General features: G+C 66.8%; 11 protein-coding genes. 9 read left to right on the top strand and 2 right to left on the bottom strand.

Translation table 11 applies throughout. The annotated features are described in order from the left end of the window. Window positions 1-317: 317 nt before the first annotated feature. The 3 genes from ACMPH2_RS07290 (at window position 318) to ACMPH2_RS07280 (ending at window position 5,822) form a co-directional block, all read left to right on the top strand. Window positions 318-1,217 carry a DMT family transporter gene (locus ACMPH2_RS07290; RefSeq protein WP_417119072.1) on the top strand — a complete coding sequence of 300 codons (900 nt, stop codon included), beginning with the start codon at window positions 318-320 and terminating at the stop codon, window positions 1,215-1,217. Between the two features lie 180 nt (window positions 1,218-1,397). Next, window positions 1,398-4,655 carry an SNF2-related protein gene (locus ACMPH2_RS07285; protein ID WP_417119071.1) on the top strand — a complete coding sequence of 1,086 codons (3,258 nt, stop codon included), beginning with the start codon at window positions 1,398-1,400 and terminating at the stop codon, window positions 4,653-4,655. 450 nt (window positions 4,656-5,105) lie between these two features. Continuing rightward, a complete protein-coding gene (locus ACMPH2_RS07280) occupies window positions 5,106-5,822 on the top strand; it encodes a DUF554 domain-containing protein (RefSeq protein WP_417119070.1) in 717 nt (238 codons plus the stop codon). Window positions 5,823-6,156: 334 nt separating this feature from the next. Here the strand turns inward: ACMPH2_RS07280 and ACMPH2_RS07275 are convergent, their stop codons facing one another. Next, window positions 6,157-6,996, bottom strand: coding sequence for an ABC transporter substrate-binding protein (locus ACMPH2_RS07275; protein ID WP_417119069.1), 840 nt, complete (start codon window positions 6,994-6,996; stop codon window positions 6,157-6,159). Between the two features lie 513 nt (window positions 6,997-7,509). Here ACMPH2_RS07275 and ACMPH2_RS07270 point away from each other — a divergent pair. The 3 genes from ACMPH2_RS07270 to ACMPH2_RS07260 all read left to right on the top strand — a co-directional run bounded on the left by ACMPH2_RS07270 (window position 7,510) and on the right by ACMPH2_RS07260 (window position 10,820). Then, on the top strand, window positions 7,510-8,892 hold the full coding sequence (locus tag ACMPH2_RS07270) for an NCS2 family permease (protein WP_072500281.1): 1,383 nt from the start codon (window positions 7,510-7,512) through the stop codon (window positions 8,890-8,892). A gap of 88 nt (window positions 8,893-8,980) precedes the next feature. Then, window positions 8,981-10,264: an amidohydrolase family protein gene (locus tag ACMPH2_RS07265; protein WP_072500280.1), complete on the top strand. Its 1,284-nt coding sequence runs from the start codon at window positions 8,981-8,983 to the stop codon at window positions 10,262-10,264. A 208-nt stretch (window positions 10,265-10,472) separates the two neighbouring features. Further along, window positions 10,473-10,820, top strand: a complete 348-nt coding sequence (locus ACMPH2_RS07260) for a helix-turn-helix domain-containing protein (protein ID WP_197414921.1) — start codon at window positions 10,473-10,475, stop codon at window positions 10,818-10,820. On the opposite strand, the gene ACMPH2_RS07255 is transcribed toward ACMPH2_RS07260, so the two are convergent. After that, window positions 10,817-11,191, bottom strand: a complete 375-nt coding sequence (locus ACMPH2_RS07255; RefSeq protein WP_231782226.1) for a hypothetical protein — start codon at window positions 11,189-11,191, stop codon at window positions 10,817-10,819. The genes ACMPH2_RS07260 and ACMPH2_RS07255 overlap by 4 nt on opposite strands. On the opposite strand from ACMPH2_RS07255, the gene ACMPH2_RS09735 reads away from it, so the two are divergent. The 3 genes from ACMPH2_RS09735 (at window position 11,081) to ACMPH2_RS07245 (ending at window position 16,944) form a co-directional block, all read left to right on the top strand. Then, on the top strand, window positions 11,081-11,380 hold the full coding sequence (locus tag ACMPH2_RS09735) for a VapC50 family PIN domain-containing toxin (RefSeq protein WP_471752471.1): 300 nt from the start codon (window positions 11,081-11,083) through the stop codon (window positions 11,378-11,380). The genes ACMPH2_RS07255 and ACMPH2_RS09735 overlap by 111 nt on opposite strands. Window positions 11,381-11,543: 163 nt before the next feature. Then, window positions 11,544-12,245 (top strand): TetR/AcrR family transcriptional regulator, encoded by a 702-nt coding sequence (locus tag ACMPH2_RS07250; RefSeq protein WP_062529878.1) that lies wholly within the window; start codon window positions 11,544-11,546, stop codon window positions 12,243-12,245. Continuing rightward, entirely contained in the window at window positions 12,238-16,944 is a 4,707-nt protein-coding gene (locus ACMPH2_RS07245; protein ID WP_417119068.1) for an acyl-CoA dehydratase activase-related protein, read from the top strand. Before ACMPH2_RS07250 ends, ACMPH2_RS07245 begins: the two co-directional genes overlap by 8 nt. Window positions 16,945-17,391: the final 447 nt, after the last annotated feature.

The raw sequence follows: 17,391 nt of genomic DNA, 5'->3' as shown, positions 1-17,391 counted from the left end.
TGCAGGACCGTGGTACGCGCCCTTGGCGACGGGGCACATCCCTTCCACTTCTGCGGAATACTGCATGATTCTCCTCTCCACCACGTATGGCGCCCTGGTTCCCTTCCCCTGGCGCCCCTCTCCGGTGAATCTGGCGTCGCATGTGCCAGACAGGTCCATTTTAGGGCAAGGGCGGGTCTCCATGCGCGCCAATGCATGGGACGCTGTCCCCGGGAGAGAGGGCCCCCGGCGTGGGCTGCGGGCTGCGCGCGCGGGGCGGGAGGCGTGCGCCGGGTGTCCGTCCCGCCGTGGCGGCGTGAGTCCGTATAATCCCAGCCATGAGAGACTCGTCGAACATCCCCGCCTGGGCGCTCGAGCTGGCCCTGGTCGTCACCACCATCATCTGGGGCGGCGCCTTCGTCGTGCTCAAGGGCGCGCTCGACGCCGTGAGCCCCGGCTGGCTGCTCGCCGCCCGCTTCTTCCTGGCGGGGGCGATCCTCGCCGCCGTCTTCTGGAGGCGCCTGCGCGACAACCTCGACGGTAGCCACCTCGTCGCCGGCCTCATGGTGGGCCTGCCCGAGGGTCTCGCCTTCCTGATACAGAACGTCGGCCTCACCGACACGACCCCTGGCAGGAACGCCCTTCTCACCGCCACCTACTGCGTGATGGTCCCCTTCGTCGACTGGCTGGTCCAGAGGCGGCGTCCCGGCGCGAACAACCTGGTCGCCGCCTTCATGTGCCTGGTGGGGGTGGGTCTCGTCTCGCTTCGGGGGGACCTCTCGCCCTGGCTTTCCGGGGGAGACTGGCTCACCCTCCTCTCGGCGCTCTTCTTCGCGCTCAACATCGTCGCGGTGGGCCGCTACGGCAGCGCCCACGACAGCGTGACCCTCACCATCGTCATGTTCTTCGTGAGCTCGGCGGTGAGCCTCGCCTACGCGCTCGCCCGCGAGCCCCTGCCGCACGCGCTCGACCTGGGGGCCGACTTCTGGCTGCAGCTCGCCTATCTGGTCGTCCTGGCCTCGGTCGTGGCGCTCCTCATACAGAACGTCGCCCAGAAGAAGGTGGACCCCTCGCGCGCCGCCCTGCTCCTCTCGCTCGAGAGCGTCTTCGCCATGCTCTTTAGCGTGCTCCTCTACGGCGAGCCCCTCACGCCCCAGCTGGCGCTGGGCTTCGTGCTGGTCTTCTCCGCCGTGCTGGTGAGCGAGCTCGCCGGCGGCAGGGGCAAGGGGCGCGCGTAGGCGGAGGCGGTGCGCCCCCTGTGGCGTCTCGTCGGGTCCCGTTCCCGTAGTTATCCCGTTCCCGTAGTTATGGTGGGCTTTGGCCTCGTCTGCCCGCCTGGCGCCCTCCGATGGGCTACGCTGGTTCGCTACCGTTCGCCCGTCCGGCGGCGCGGCGAGCGCAACCCGTGAGGAGGCCCCGTGATTTCCGAGATCGCCCTGAGCCGTGCCTGCAGGCCCGCCATCCTTGGCAGGGGCCGTATCATCGCGCATCGCCCGGGGTCCATCGGCCGGAGGTCCTGCGACTATGACGGGGCCCTCACCAGGCTGTCGGGCAGGGTTGCGTCGTCGTCGGGCTACGCCGACCACTACGACGCGCGCATCGCCTTCGACGAGGCGGCCGACCGCGTCGCCTCCTACTCCTGCACCTGCCCCGCCTCGGATCGCTACCCCGGCCCCTGCAAGCACAGCATCGCCCTCGCCCTCGACTACAACGCCAGCCCCGAGTCGTACGAGGGTCACAGCCGCACCATGCACGCCAGCACCTCGTCCGTCCTGGGCGAGCTCCTCGACCGCAGCGAGGCGGCGCGCCACGTGGTGGTGGGCGGCCAGACGCCGGAGCGCCCGGGCGGCGTCCGGCTTCTGCCCACGCTGGTGCGCGACCGCGACCTCTTCCTGCGCCTTCGCATAGGGGGCTCGCATGGCTCCTACGTGGTGCGGAGCATCTCGGGCCTGGTCCAGGCCGTGCAGGGGGAGGAGTTCTTCGAGTACGGCAAGAGGCTCGCCTTCGTGCACGAGCAGCGCATGTTCGACCTGCCCTCCCGCGAGCTCCTGCGCTTCCTCTCGCGTGCGGTGCAGAACCGGAGGGCCTTCTCGTCGGAGCGCCTTGGCGGCAGGGTCTTCGGCGTGTCGGGCGCCTCGGGATCGTCTGCGGGGCGGGAGCTCAGGCTGTCCGGCCCGGAGGCCGACGAGCTTCTCGAGCTCATGCTGGGGAGCGAGCTGGAGCTCGAGAGCGTGCCCGCCCTGGCCCGCAGGCCAGCGTCGACCCGGCGCGTCGTGGTGCGCGACGGGGAGCCCCGCCTGCGCTTGGCCGTACGCCCCGCCGGCGACGACTCCTACGAGCTTGAGCGCCAGGGGTCGGCGGAGTTCTTCTCCACCGACGAGCACCTCTATGCCGTGGAGGGGGACACCCTCTGGCGCTGCCCGGCCCGCCTCGAGCGCGTGGCGCCCTTCCTCACCGGGGTCTTCGGGAGCCCGCTTCCCCAGCTGCTCCTCTCCGCCGCCGACGCACCGCGCTTCGCGGCGAACCTCCTGCCCAAGCTCGAGCGAGCCATGGACGTGGAGCTGCCCGAGTCACTGGACGAGCTGCGACCGCTGCCCTGCCAGGTCGAGTTCTACCTCGACTACGACAGGGAGGGCGTGAGCTGCGACGTCCAGGCGGCCTATGGCGAGCGCCGCCACCACGTGCTCGCCTACGAGCTGGGGTCCGTCGTGGAGCCTGGGCGTGACCTCGAGGCCGAGGCCGGCGCCCGTCAGCTCGCCCTGCGCTATCTGTCGGGGCGCAAGGGGGAGGGGCTCGCCCGCATACCCGCCCGCTCCGATGATGCCATTGCCCGCCTGCTCTTCTCTGGCCTCGCGGAGTTCGCCGCGATGGGCCGGGTGCTCACGACGCCCGAGTTCGACCGCCTGGCGAGCGACGCCAGGCCCCGGGTGCGCCTGGGCCTCTCCGTGAGGTCCAACCTCATCGACCTCAGCGTGTCCGCCGACGACCTGCCGCTCTCGGAGCTCCATGCCCTGCTCGGGAGCTACCGCCGACGCAAGCGCTTCCACCGCCTCAGGGACGGTTCCTTCGTTGACCTCTCGGGCCTCGACCTGGACGAGGCGGAGCGCCTCGCCGACGAGCTCGGGCTTGGCTCGCGGGAGCTTGCCAGCGGGCATGCCCGGATCCCCTCCTACAAGCTCGCCCTCCTCGACACCCTGGTCTCGGACGACGAGAAGGACGAGTCGTTCAGGGAGTTCCTGCGCGACTTCCGCTCGCACGACCCGGCGGACTACGAGCCGCCCGCGTCGCTCGCCGGCCTGCTCAGGCCCTATCAGGCCGAGGGCTTCGGCTGGCTGAGCGCCCTCTGCGACATGGGCTTCGGCGGGATTCTCGCCGACGAGATGGGACTGGGTAAGTCCCTGCAGCTCATCTCGCTCCTGCTCGCCCGCCGCGGCAGGGGCCTCACCCTGATCGTGTGCCCGGCCTCCCTGGTCTACAACTGGCAGGCCGAGTTCGAGAAGTTCGCCCCGCAGCTGGACGTGGCGGTGGTCGCGGGCACGGCGACGGAGCGAGACCGCGTCCGCAGGGAGCCGGGCCACGAGGTGCTCGTCACCTCCTACGACCTCTTGCGGCGGGACGTGGAGGCCTGGATGGCCATGCCGCTGTGGTGCGAGGTGCTGGACGAGGCGCAGTACGTCAAGAACCACGAGACTCTCGCCGCCCGCGCGGTCAAGGCGCTCGACGCGCGCCACCGCTTCGCCCTCACCGGCACGCCCATAGAGAACCGGCTCTCGGAGCTCTGGAGCATCTTCGACTTCCTGATGCCGGGGCTCCTGGGCTCCTATGACCGCTTCCGCGACCGCTACGAGCAGCCCATCGTGGAGGGTGACGAGGAGGTCGCCCAGAGGCTGCGCGCCGCCGTGGGCCCCTTCGTGCTCCGCCGCCTCAAGCGAGAGGTCCTGCACGACCTGCCCGAGAAGCTCGAGCAGGTGGTCTACGCCCGGATGGAGGGGGAGCAGCGGAGCCTCTACTCCGCCAGCGAGCAGGCGCTGCGCCTCTCGCTCACCAGGCAGAGCGACGACGGCTTCGACTCGGGCAAGCTCCAGGTCCTGGCGGAGCTCACCCGCCTGAGGCAGATCTGCTGCGACCCGCGCCTCCTCTTCGAGGACTACGACGGCCCCTCCTGCAAGCTGGACGCGGTGCTCGAGCTGGTGCAGAGCGCCGTGGACTCGGGGTCCAAGATGCTCGTCTTCTCGCAGTTCACGAGCTATCTCGCCCTCATCGCGCACGAGCTGGACGAACGTGGGCACCCCTACTACACCATAACGGGGGCGACGCCCAAGAGGAGGCGCCTCGAGCTGGTGAACGCCTTCAACGAGGACGAGACCCCGGTGTTCCTGATCTCGCTCAAGGCGGGCGGCACGGGCCTCAACCTGACCGGTGCCTCCATCGTGGTGCACGCCGACCCCTGGTGGAACGCCGCCGCCCAGGACCAGGCGACCGACCGTGCCCACCGCATAGGCCAGACCCGCGACGTCATGGTCTACAAGGTCATCGTGCGCGACAGCATCGAGGACCGCATCCTGGCCCTCCAGGAGGCGAAGAGCGACCTTGCGGAGCAGGTCGTGGGGTCGGGCGAGGGCATGAGCCTCGCCTCGCTCAGGCGAGAGGACCTGCTCAAGCTGCTCGGGGACTAGGCCTCGGGCGCGGGCGACCGTGCGTTGTTCGTCCGCGCCGTGACCACGTCGATCGCGTGCGTTGTGCTCTCGACCACGTCCAGCGCGTGCGTCTTGCTCCCGACTACGCCCAACACGTGCGTCTGCGTCGCGACTACGTCCAGCGCGCGCATCTGCGTCGCGACTACGTCCAGTGCGTGCGTTGTACTCTCGACTACGTCGATCGCGTTTTTTCTCCGCCGCTCAACTGGGCAAACGTAGAGGCATCAGACGCGTTGGACGTATTGGCGCACACGGCTGACGCGTTTGACGTGCTCGAGCTGGCGAGAGACGCGTTCGACGTAACGGAGCTGGCGAGAGGCGCGACGAGCGTCGGCGTGAGGTGAAGAGCGACCGCCAGCGCTCTCGGCCGTCGCCCGTTGCACTATTGTGGGCGGGCACGGTACGCATGCGCGCGGGGGAGGCTCCACGGTGTTTCTCATTGGTGCTATCGCAAACGGCCTCGAGGCCTTCGTGGGCGGGCTCATAGGCCTGGCGTTCAAGAGCCGGGCCTCGGACGAGCTCGGGGACTTCCTCCTCAAGGGACAGGGCCTCTGCGTGGTGCTCGTGGGGGTCCAGGGCATGGCGCAGGGCGGCAGCGTCATCGTGGCGACCCTCTCGCTTGCCCTGGGCTGCCTCTTGGGCTTCTGGTTGGACATCGACCGCCAGGTCACGCGTCTGGGCTCCTGGGCGCAGCGACGCATCAACGCGGCCTTCGAAGGCAGCGAGCGCCTGGGCAGCTTCTCCGAGGGCTTCGTGTCGGCCACGCTCTTCACCTGCACGGGGGCGATGGCGATCATGGGCTCGCTCCAGAGCGGAATCCAGCTCGACCACGCGACTCTGGTGTCAAAGGGCGTCATCGACCTGGTGGTGTGCATCCCCTTCGCGGCTACGATGGGCATCGGCGTGCCCTTCTGCGGGGTGAGCCTGATTGTCTACGAGGGCGTGCTGAGCGCGCTCGCGGCCGTGCTGGGAGGACTGCTCTCCTCCGAGGTCGTGGCCGAGGTGGCGCTCGCGGGGTCGGTGCTGCTCTTCGCGGTGGGGACCAACCTGCTCAAGCTGACCGACCTCAAGGTGGCCAACATGCTCCCGTCCGCCTTCATGCCCATCCTGCTCGCGCCGCCCATGCAGGCGCTAGGACTGCTTTAGGCGGCTCTGGAAGTCGTCCGCGCGCCCGAGAAGTCGTCCGCACGCCCTAAAGAAGTTGGCTGCGCAGTTTTGCGAGGGCAAACTACGCAGCCAACGATGCGTTTGGTCGTGCAACATGCAAGACCCCAGGATTCGGCGCGTTAGATGCGGACTCTGGAAGGGGAGAAGTCCGCAGCTAACCCCACGGGGGACGCAGCCAATCCCACGGAGGAGAAGTTCGCAGCCAACTTTGCAGCCGCCCGCGTCCGTTGGAGCCGCCTGCCCCAATCGCCCGCTGGAGCCTCTGACCGCCACGCCCCTTCCCCGCGACGACCCACGTGCTAGATCCCACGTGCTAGATCGTGGAGCCGAACCACTTCTGCTCGATCTGGTCCTGCGTCCCGTCTGACTGCAGCTCGACAAGGGCATCGTTGATCGCCTGGGTGAGCTTGGGGTTGTCCTTGCTCACGACGATGCCGTACTGCTCGCCGGTCGGGATTTGGCCGCCGTCGGGGATGACCAGGTCTGCGTAGGCGCTGCTGATCTCGTAGCTTGCGACGGGCAGGTCGCAGACGGAAGCGGCGTAGAGGCCGGTCTGGACGCCGGTCAGGCACTGGATGATGTCGTCCAAAGGGACGATGGTGGCGTTGGGGAGGTTCTCGCGCGACCATGCCTCGCCGGTGGTGCCGGATTGCACGGCAATCTGGGTCCCGGAGGCGTTGAGGGCGTCCGCCGTCGTGGCGGCGCTGCCCTGCTTGACGACGATGGCCTGGTTGGAGTCCAGGTAGGGGTCGCTGAAGTCGATCTCTTGCAGGCGCTTGTCGGTGATGGTGACGGCACCCAGGGACACGTCGGCCTTGCCGCCCTGCTTGATGGTGGGGACGATGGTGTCGAACTGCACCGTGGGCAGGATGTTGGGCTCGAGCCCGAGCTTCTCGCACACCGCCTTGTAGAGGTCGACGTCGAAGCCCTCGTAGTCGCCCGTGTCGGCGTTCATCGAGACGAAGGGCGGGAAGTAGAAGTTGCTGATCATCGTGAGCTTCCCGGGCTCGACGAGGGTGTAGCCCGCCTCCGTCGCGGATCCCGCCGTGCCGCCGGCGGAGCCCCCTCCCTGCGTGGAACAGCCGGCGAGCCCGGCGGCGAGGCCTAGCCCACAGCTGGCGAGAAAGCTACGGCGAGAGATGCTGATGCTCATGATGGGTCTCCGTCCCTATTTGCTTCGGGCGGTCTTCGTGGCCGTCCCCGTCGCGCCCGGGGGTTGCTCCGTGCGCTTGCAGGGCAGTTTGCGCCCGAAGTCCCCTTCGGTGGTGCAGTTCTCGCCTCCTTTAACATGGATGTTATAAACACGACGCAAAACTCTTCAAAAAGGGAATTCATTATCAAGAAAATAGAAAAATTAGAGAATATCGTGCACATAAAACCGCATATGACACTCATTTCGTAATCTTTATGAAGCACATGAATATAAACTCATGCTTAGGCTGCAGGAACTTTCGTTACGTACGCCCAGAAATAGCGACCGCTCGCCTAGAAGAAAAAATTCAGGAGGCAAGCATAAGTCTATGGTCAAGATGCAGACAGAAAGTTTGTGAGTAAGAAAAATTGGTTTTTAGTTGGCACGTGGAGGGGACGGAGCGAGACGCCCATGGGCGCCGCGCCCCTGCGCCGGGGGGACCTGCACCCCTCCAGGCAAGCAAGGGAGGGTTCTATGCAAGCAGCACTACAGAGGTTGTTCCATCTGGAGGAACGTGGGACCAACATCCGCACGGAGGTGATCGCCGGCCTCACCACCTTCGTCACCGTGGCCTACATCCTGGCCGTCAACCCCTCCGTGCTCGCACAGTCGGGGATGGACAGCGGCGCGGTGTTCACGGCGACCGCGGTGGTCACCTTCATCGGCACCTGCCTCATGGGCCTCATGACCAACTATCCCTTCATCCTGGGTCCGAGCCTGGGGCTCAATGCCTACTTCGCCTACACCGTATGCCTTGGCATGGGCTACAGCTGGCAGGTGGGCCTTGCCGCCTGCTTCGTTGAGGGCCTCATCTTCCTGCTGCTCTCGGTCACCAAGCTGCGCGACCTCGTCTTCAACGCCATCCCGCAGAGCCTGAAGCTCGCCATCACCGCGGGCATCGGCCTCTTCGTGGCCCTCATCGGCCTCAAGGGCGCCGGCATCATCGTGGGCAACGACGCCACCCTCGTGGGGCTCTTCAACATCCACGAGAGCCTCGCTGACGGCAGCTTCTCCACGGCAGGCATTTCGGTGGTGCTCGCGCTCGTGGGCGTCATCATCACCGGCATCCTCTCGTCCAAGCACGTGAAGGGCGACATCCTGCTGGGCATCCTCATCACCTGGGCTCTGGGCATCGTCTGCCAGCTCGCCGGCGTCTATGTGCCTGATCCGGCGGCGGGCTTCAACAGCGTCCTGCCCGACTTCTCGCGCGGGCTCTCCGTGCCCTCGCTGGCGCCCACCTTCATGCAGCTCGACTTCAGCCACATCACCGACCTCGGCTTCCTCACCGTCGTCATGGCCATCCTCTTCGCCTCGCTCTTCGACACCGTGGGCACCCTCGTCGGCGCGGCCTCCAAGGCCGGCCTCCTCGACGAGGATGGCAACCTTGCCCACACCAAGGGCGCGCTCGTGGCGGAGTCCCTGACCACCATGGTCGCCGCGGTCTTCGGCAACTCGCCCACTTGCGTCTCGGTCGAGTGCGCCGCCGGCATCACCTCGGGCGGCCGCACCGGGCTCACCTCGCTCACGGTCGCCGTCATGTTCGTGCTCTCGCTTCTCCTCTCGCCCTTCTTCCTGGCGATTCCCATGTTCGCCACCGCGCCTGCCCTGATCATGGTGGGCTTCTCGATGATGGGCGCCCTCTTCGGGGTCGACTTCGGCAACGTCTGCGAGGGGCTGCCCGCCTTCGTCTGCACCATCGCCATGCCCTTCACCTACAGCATCGCCGAGGGCATCTGCCTGGGCATCATCGTCTACGTGGTGGTCAACCTCGCCGCCGGCGAGGAGCGCAGGCGCACCATCAGCCCCATGATGTACGCGCTGGCCGTGCTGTTCGTCCTCAAGTACCTGGTCATATAGGAGAATCGCGGTGGGCCGCGGCCGGGGCCAGACCGAGCCTGCGGCCCGTCGCGCGACATGCTGGACCTCTCTTAGGATTGGAGAACCCATGGAAGGCAAGTCGTTCGTACTCAAGGGTGACGTCTGCTACAACGTGTCCCAGACCGAGTTCCGCACGCTCGAGGCAGGCTACGTGGTCTGCGTCGACGGCGCGTCCGCCGGCGTCTTCGAGGAGCTGCCCGAGCGCTATGCCCAGCTACCCCTGCGCGACTTCGGCCATGCCCTGATCGTCCCCGGCCTCAACGACATCCACGTGCACGCGCCGCAGTACGGCTTCCGTGGCATCGCCATGGACCTGGAGCTTCTCGACTGGCTTAACACCTACACCTTCCCCGAGGAGAGCAAGTACGCCGACCTCGCCTATGCGGAGAAGGGCTACTCGATCTTCGCCGACGACCTCCAGAGGTCGTTCACCACGAGGGCCGTCGTCTTCGGCACCATGCACGTGCCGGGCACCGAACTGCTCATGGACAAGCTCGAGGCGACGGGCCTCAAGACCTATGTGGGCAAGGTCAACATGGACCGCAACAGCCCCGACTACCTCAGCGACCAGACCGCCGAGGCGTCCCTCGAGGCGACGCGCTCCTGGCTCGCGGACGTGAGCGGCCGCTACCAGAACACCCTGCCCATCCTCACCCCGCGCTTCACGCCCACCTGCTCTGACGAGCTCATGGAGGGCCTCGGCAAGATCAAGGCCGAGACGGGCCTTCCCGTGCAGTCGCACCTCTCCGAGAACCTGTCCGAGATCGACTGGGTAAAGGGCCTCTGCCCCTGGTCGAGCTGCTACGGCCAGACCTACGACCACTTCGGCCTCTTGGGCGGCAACTCCAAGACCATCATGGCCCACTGCAACTACTCGACGCCCGAGGAGGTCGAGCTCCTGAGGGCGACGGGCACCTACGTGGCGCACTGCCCCCAGTCCAACGCCTTCCTCTCGTCGGGCATCGCACCCATCCGCGACTACCTGCGCCGCGGCGTCAACGTCGGCCTGGGCACCGACGTGGCCGGCGGCGCGAGCCTCAACATGTTCCGCGCCGTCGCCGACGCCGTGGGCTGCTCCAAGCTGCGCTGGCGCTGCGTCGACCAGGAGCTCCCGTCGCTCACCATCCAGGAGGCCTTCTGGATCGCCACCCTGGGCGGCGGCTCGTTCTTCGGCAAGGTGGGCAGCCTGGACGAGGGCTTCGACTTCGACGCGCTCGTGCTGGACGACTCCGGCATCCGTTCGCCGCGCGAGCTGAGCGTGGAGCAGCGCCTCGAGCGCTACTGCTACCTCGCCGACGAGGGTGGCAGGCTTGCCGCCAAGTTCGTCGCCGGCAAGGAGATCGAGCTCTAGGGCACAGATTGCCGCTGGATCGTCGTGCGCCCCTCTCACCTGCGTCTTGCGGGGGAGAGGGGCGCGCCTTCTTGTGCCGAGATGTCCGTTTTGACCGTTTTTGCTAAGATGAATGCAGCCAAGACAGACGAGGGAGGGAGAAGAAATGCATACCACGACTCTTGTTCCCACTACGTGTCCCTACCTCGTGAGCGCGCAGGGGGACCGCATGCGGCTCACCCAGGAGGCCTATGAGCTTGCCAAACAGGTGGCTCAGGTCCTCTCCTCGCCTTCAGAGGGCAAGGGTCGTGGTCCGCACCTCGTCGGCACGGGAACGGCAGCGAAGGTCCTCGGCGTGTCTCGCAGGACCGTCGCTCGCATGATTGACCGGAGGGAGCTGCCGTGCGAGCGCATCGGCGGCAACCACCACAGGAGGGTCGCTATGGAGGATGTCGTGTCCCTTGCGTTGAGAGTGCGCGCGCAGCGGTCTGCCGCGCTCGAAGAGATGAGGGATGCCGCAGACGAGGCGGGCTTCTATGATACGGACCTGTCATCGTACCTTGACGGTCTCGGCTAGCCGCAATGCAGCTTGCTGTCCTTGACGCAAACGTCTTCGTCACGACATGGACGCTTGACGTGCTGCTCACGCTTGCCGACGCCGAGGTATTCGAGCCCGTCTGGTCCAAACGCATCATCGAAGAAGCCAGGAGGGCGAACTAGCGCATTCGTGGCAACGCGGGCGATGCCATCTTTGACGCTGCCAACAAGGCATTTCCGTTTGCCCAGGTAAAGCTTGCGAGGCGGCCACCTGGCCTTGACCTTCCGGACTTGGACGACGTGCATGTGGTGCGTGCCGCAATCGCCGCGGGCGCGGGCACCATCGTCACGTACAACCTCAAAGACTTCCCCGACTCCGTCCTGCGGCAGTTTGGCGTGACGGCGCGCCATCCAGATGCCTTTCTGCTGGAACTGGCGAGCTCGCGCTCGCAGGTGGTCTTTGACGCCCTTAAGGTGCTGGTGAGCGAGAAGCGACATCCACCGCGAGGGTGGGGCGAGGAGCTCGACGCCTTGCGCAACAACAGGTTGTACGGATTTGCGAGTTGGGCTGAAGCCATCTTGGCGTCTGACGATTCGTGAGGGGAGAGGGGCGCGCCTTTCTTGTCGCGGCCTGGCCGAATGTGTGAGCGACGTGCGCCCGTCACTCTCGTCTGGTGATACTTCTCGCCTTGTGCAATAATTCCCACGCTGTAACATACTTCACAGGGTGCGAAGTGACTGCCAACAGGGAAGGAGTCGCGGCATGCGACAGGCCCCTCGCCAGAAGAGCGCCGCCACGGCGGCGAGCGCCGACCGACGCGTCGTGCGCACGAGGCGTGCCCTGCGCGACGCCCTCGCGGAAGAGATCGAGGTGACGGGCGACCTCTCCCAGGTCACGGTCACCGCCGTCTCGGACCGCGCAGGCATCACGAGGCGCACCTTCTACTCCCACTACCGGGACATCCCCGACCTCGTGTCCTCGCTCGAGGAGCGGACCATCGACGAGCTCAGGAGCCGCGTCGCACGGCTCTCCGCCGTCAACCTGGACGAGCTCCAGAGGGTCATCGCCCGGCTCGAGCCGGCTCCCGGCGCGGTGGGGCTCCTCGAGTACTTCAGGTCCCGCCCCTACCTGAGCCCCCTTCTGGGCGAGGGGGGAGACCCTGCCTTCGCCGAGCGCATCAAGCTCATGGTGCGCGAGGTGGTACAGGACCGTGCGCTCGACGGGCTGGACCTGCGCGCCATCCCCTTCTTCGACTACTACCTCACCTTCGTCATCTCGGCCGAGGTCGGCGTCCTCGCGCGCTGGCTCTCGGCGGGGATGCGCGAGGACGTGGGCGACATGGCGCGTGTCATGACCGCCCTCCTGTTCGTCAGGCCCGGAGACCTCTACGGCAAGTCGCTGCAGTTCGACGTCGACGCCCTGGGCCTCTCCCTTCTTGGAATTAAGGAGTCAAGCGATGACTAACCACGCAGGTTCCAACGCGGCGCAGGCAGAGGCCACGCAGGGAGTGGAGCTGAGGCAGCAGGGGGCGGAGCTCAGCCCCGCCAACCCCGTCGACCTGGGGCACGCCGAGCTCAGGCTGGGCATCGACGTGGGCTCCACCACGGTCAAGCTCGCCGTCATCGACGCCCGCAACCACCTGGTCTACGCGAACTACGAACGTCACCACACCGACGTGCGAGCCACCGCGAAGGCCCTCTTCGAGCGAGCCCGCTCGGTCATCGGCGACCCCTCCATGCGCGTGTCCATCACCGGCTCCGGCGGCATGCTGCTCGCCAGGTGGCTCGACCTCGAGTTCGTGCAGGAGGTCATCGCCTCGAAGCGCGCGGTCGAGGCCCTCATCCCCCAGACCGACTGCGCCATCGAGCTGGGCGGCGAGGATGCCAAGATCATCTACTTCGACAACGGCATCGAGCAGCGCATGAACGGCACCTGCGCCGGCGGAACGGGCGCCTTCATCGACCAGATGGCCTCGCTCATGCGCACGGACGCCTCGGGCCTCAACCAGATGGCCAAGGAGGCCACGCACATCTACCCCATCGCGAGCCGCTGCGGCGTCTTCGCCAAGTCAGACGTGCAGCCGCTGCTCAACGAGGGCGCCGCCCCCGCGGACGTGGCCGCCTCCATCTTCCAGGCCGTGGCCAACCAGACCGTGTCGGGCCTCGCCTGCGGGCACCCCATCCGCGGCTACGTGGCCTTCCTGGGCGGGCCCCTGCAGTACCTCTCCGAGCTGCGCAAGCGCTTCTACGAGACGCTGCACTTGGACGAGGAGCACCGCGTCATCCCCGCCAACGCCCACCTCTTCGTGGCGACGGGTGCCGCCCTCGCCGGGGAGTCCGACAAGCACGTCACCTTCAGCGAGGTCGTCGACGCCCTTGCCAGCCTCAAGGGCACCCAGGGCTCCGAGGTCGCGCGCCTCGACCCGCTCTTCGCCACCGAGGACGACTATCGCGCCTTCAAGGAGCGTCACGACAAGCAGGTCGTGCCCAAGGGACGGCTCGAGGACTACCACGGTCGCGTGTTCATAGGCATCGACGCCGGCTCCACCACCATGAAGGCGGCCGTCGTGGGCGAGGCCGGACAGCTCCTCTACACCTGGTACGACAACAACAACGGCGACATCCTGGGCACCGCCCGCAAGATCATGGACGACATCTACGACCACGTGCCCGAGGACTGCGCCATCGGGCACGTGACCACCACCGGCTACGGCGAGGGCATCCTCATCGAGGCCCTGCGCGCCGACTCCGGAGAGATCGAGACCGTGGCGCACCTGCGTGGTGCCAAGGCCTTCGTGCCCGACGTCGAGTTCATCCTGGACATCGGCGGCCAGGACATGAAGTGCCTGCAGGTCAAGGGCGGCGTCATCGAGCACATCATGCTCAACGAGGCGTGCTCGGCCGGCTGCGGCTCCTTCATCGCCAACTTCGCCGACTCCATGGGCATGACCGTGCAGGAGTTCGCCAAGGCAGCAGTCGGGGGAGAGAGGCCCATCGACCTGGGCAGCCGCTGCACCGTCTTCATGAACTCCCGCGTGAAGCAGGCGCAGAAGGAGGGGGCGACCATCGGCGACGTGGCCGCGGGCCTCTCGTACTCCGTGATTAAGAACGCCCTGTTCAAGGTCATCAAGCTGCGCGACTACGACCAGATTGGCAAGTACGTCGTGGTCCAGGGCGGCACCTTCATGAGCGACGCCACCCTGCGCGCCTTCGAGCTGCTCACCGGCCGCGACGTGATCCGCCCCGACATCGCCGGCGTCATGGGCGCCTACGGTGCGGCTCTCCTGGCCCGTGACCGCGCCGGTGCGAGCGGCACCTCCACACTGCTGCCGCGCGTCGCCATCGACACCCTCGAGGTCAAGCGCATCCAGACCCACTGCGGCCGCTGCTCCAACAACTGCCAGCTCACCATCAACGACTTCGGCGGGGGCCACCGCTTCGTCACGGGCAACCGCTGCGAGAAGGGCGCGGGCAAGTCAAAGAGGGAGCAGAGCAAGGCGCCCAACCTCTTCGCCACCAAGAACAAGCTGCTCTTCGACCGCAAGGGGCTTGCGCCCGACGAGGCGCCCCGCGGCACGGTGGGCATCCCCCGCGCGCTCAACATGTACGAGAACTACCCCTTCTGGCACCGCTTCTTCACCGAGCTCGGCTTCTCGGTCGTGCTGAGCGACCAGACCACCAAGAGGACCTACGAGGCGGGCATCGAGTCCATGCCCTCCGAGTCCGTCTGCTACCCGGCCAAGCTGAGCCACGGCCACGTCATGAACCTCCTGGCCAAGGACCCGGACTTCATCTGGATGCCCTGCATCCGCTGGGAGCGCACCGAGGACGGCAGCGCCACCAACCACTACAACTGTCCCATCGTCATGAGCTATCCGCAGGCGCTGGAGCTCAACGTGGACGAGCTCGCCTCCGACAAGGTCGAGTACCTGGCGCCCTTCATCCCCTACGACGACAAGCGCGAGCTCAAGCGCCGCCTGTACGAGCTCATCGCCGTCCAGAGGGCCGAGGACGCACGCGCCGGCAAGGGCCGCTTCAGGGGAGAGGCGATCACGCGCCAGGAGATCGACGCCGCCGTGAACGCGGCCTGGGAGGAGGACCTGGCCTTCAAGGACCAGATGCACCGCCTGGGCGACGAGGTCCTGCAGTGGATCGAGGACAACGACGCACACGGCATCGTCCTGGCGGGCCGCCCCTACCACAACGACCCCGAGATCAACCACGCCATCCCGGAGCTCCTGCACTCCTTTGGGTTCGCGGTTCTCACCGAGGACTCCGTCGCCCACAAGATGCAGCCCGAGCGGCCCATCCGCGTGGTCGACCAGTGGATGTACCACAGCCGCCTGTACCGCGCCGCTCGCTTCGTGGCCAGCCGCAACGACCTCGACCTCATCCAGCTCAACAGCTTCGGCTGCGGCCTGGACGCCCTCACCACCGACCAGGTGCAGGAGATCCTGGAGGCCTCGGGCAAGATCTACACCGTGCTCAAGATCGACGAGGTGAGCAACTTGGGCGCCGCCCGCATCCGCGTGCGCTCGCTCATGGCCGCGCTCAAGGAGCAGCGCGCCGAGCTCGAGCGCCAGACCGCGGCCGGCGTCGCCGGCGAGGCGGCCCCCGTCGGCGTGCGCCTGGCGGACGGCTCGCTGGAGCACGCGCGCCAGACCGACCTCAGCCGTCGCACCCCGGTGTACCGCGAGGCAAAGAGCGCCGCGGTCAAGAAGGTGCGCTACACCAAGCAGATGCAGGCCGAGGGCTACACCATCCTCGCCCCCCAGATGTCTCCTATCCACTTCGAGATTGTGGAGGAGCTCCTGCGCTCCGAGGGCTACAACGTGGTGCTCCTACCCTCCGTCGACCACAAGGCCGTCGACACCGGTCTCAAGTACGTCAACAACGACATCTGCTATCCCTCGATCCTGGTCACGGGCCAGATCATGGAGGCGGTGCTCTCGGGCAAGTACGACCTCTCGCGCACGGCCGTGCTCATCTCCCAGACCGGCGGTGGCTGCCGCGCCACCAACTACATCGCGCTCATTCGCAAGGCCCTGAAGGACTCGGGCCACGAGGACGTTCCCGTAATCTCGCTCTCCGTCGCGGGCGGGCTCGACGAGGACAACCCCGGCTTCCAGATCCTGAGGCCCGGCCTCATCGTCAAGGCCGTCTACGGCCTGCTCTACGGCGACCTGCTGATGAAGCTCCTGTACCGCACCCGTCCCTACGAGGCCGAGGCCGGTGCCGCCAACCGGCTCTTCGACCACTTCATGAGCCGTGCCAAGACGCTGATCTGCCGCACCGACCGCAAGAGCTTCTACCGCCTGTGCCAGGATACCGTCGACCGCTTCGACGCGCTGCCGCTGGTCGACGACCGCAGCAAGCCTCGCGTCGGCGTGGTGGGCGAGATCCTCGTCAAGTTCCACCCCACGGCCAACAACCAGGTCGTGGACGTGATCGAGGGCGAGGGCTGCGAGGCTGACGTCCCGGGGCTCGTGGACTTCTTCCTCTTCGGCACCTCCAACCAGATCAACATGAAGGACGAGCTGGGCACCAAGGCGACGAGCCGCCTCACGCACGGTGCTGGCATCAAGCTGATCGAGGGCATGCGCGCGCCGATCAACCGCATGCTCGAGAGGTCCGAGCGCTTCGAGCCCTACATCGACATCTTCGAGCTCGCCGCCAAGGCCAAGCAGGTCCTCTCGCTCTGCAACACCATGGGCGAGGGCTGGCTGCTCACGGCCGAGATGGTGGACCTCATCGAGAGCGGCACCCCCAACATCGTCTGCGCCTCGCCCTTCGCCTGCCTGCCCAACCACGTCGTGGGCAAGTCGGTCATCAAGAGGCTGCGCCAGATGCACCCGGAGTCCAACATCGTGGCCGTCGACTACGACCCCGGTGCGTCGGAGGTCAACCAGCTCAACCGCATCAAGCTGATGATCTCGGTGGCGAAGGAGAACTTCAGGAACGGCGGGGCGTTCAGGGTCCAGAATCCCGACGACCCCACCGAGCGCGTGGTGGCGCCCTATGTGGACGAGACCCGCTACCAGCGTAGCTACACCGACTGCATCGTGGACGAGCGCGCGGAGAGCGCGGCGGTGCACGGAATCAGGCTGTCCCCCGAGCAGCTGGCCGAGATCGAGCGCGCCAAGCGCAAGGCAGGCGTGAGGTAAGGGAGCAGGAGAGCACGAGGTAATCACACAGAAGGCGGACAAGAGGTAACCTCGTAGAAGGCGGACGTGGGGCAGGGGGGCAGCCACCCGCGCGGCAGGAGGCGGGGCGTCTGCACGGCAGGAGACGATGCCGCTGCGGCGGTCCGGCTTCCGCCAAGAGGTACTTCCAGGCGAGAGGGACGCTGCGGCGAAGGCCAGGCGCCCCTCTCGCCATTTTTCTCTCCCTCCCCCTCGCGAGTGCACAAACTTAAAGCTTCAGATTGCGCATTCGACTACCCATGCCTCCTCCTTTCCTGGGCAAACACGCTGCTTAATTGTGTTGAGTGCGCAATTCAAGGCATTCAGATTGCGCACTCGCGAGAGGAGACACGGGGAGGGGAAAGAGGCGAGCGGAGAGAGGGGCAAGCGGGATGAGGAAGCGCGGAGCTTGTCCAAGCGGGGTAGTCC

The organism is Olsenella phocaeensis, from assembly GCF_048189965.1.
Lineage (GTDB): Bacteria > Actinomycetota > Coriobacteriia > Coriobacteriales > Atopobiaceae > Olsenella_I > Olsenella_I phocaeensis.
The sequence above is the reverse complement of the archived record's forward strand: the minus strand, read 5'-3'. Positions and strand labels throughout refer to the sequence as shown.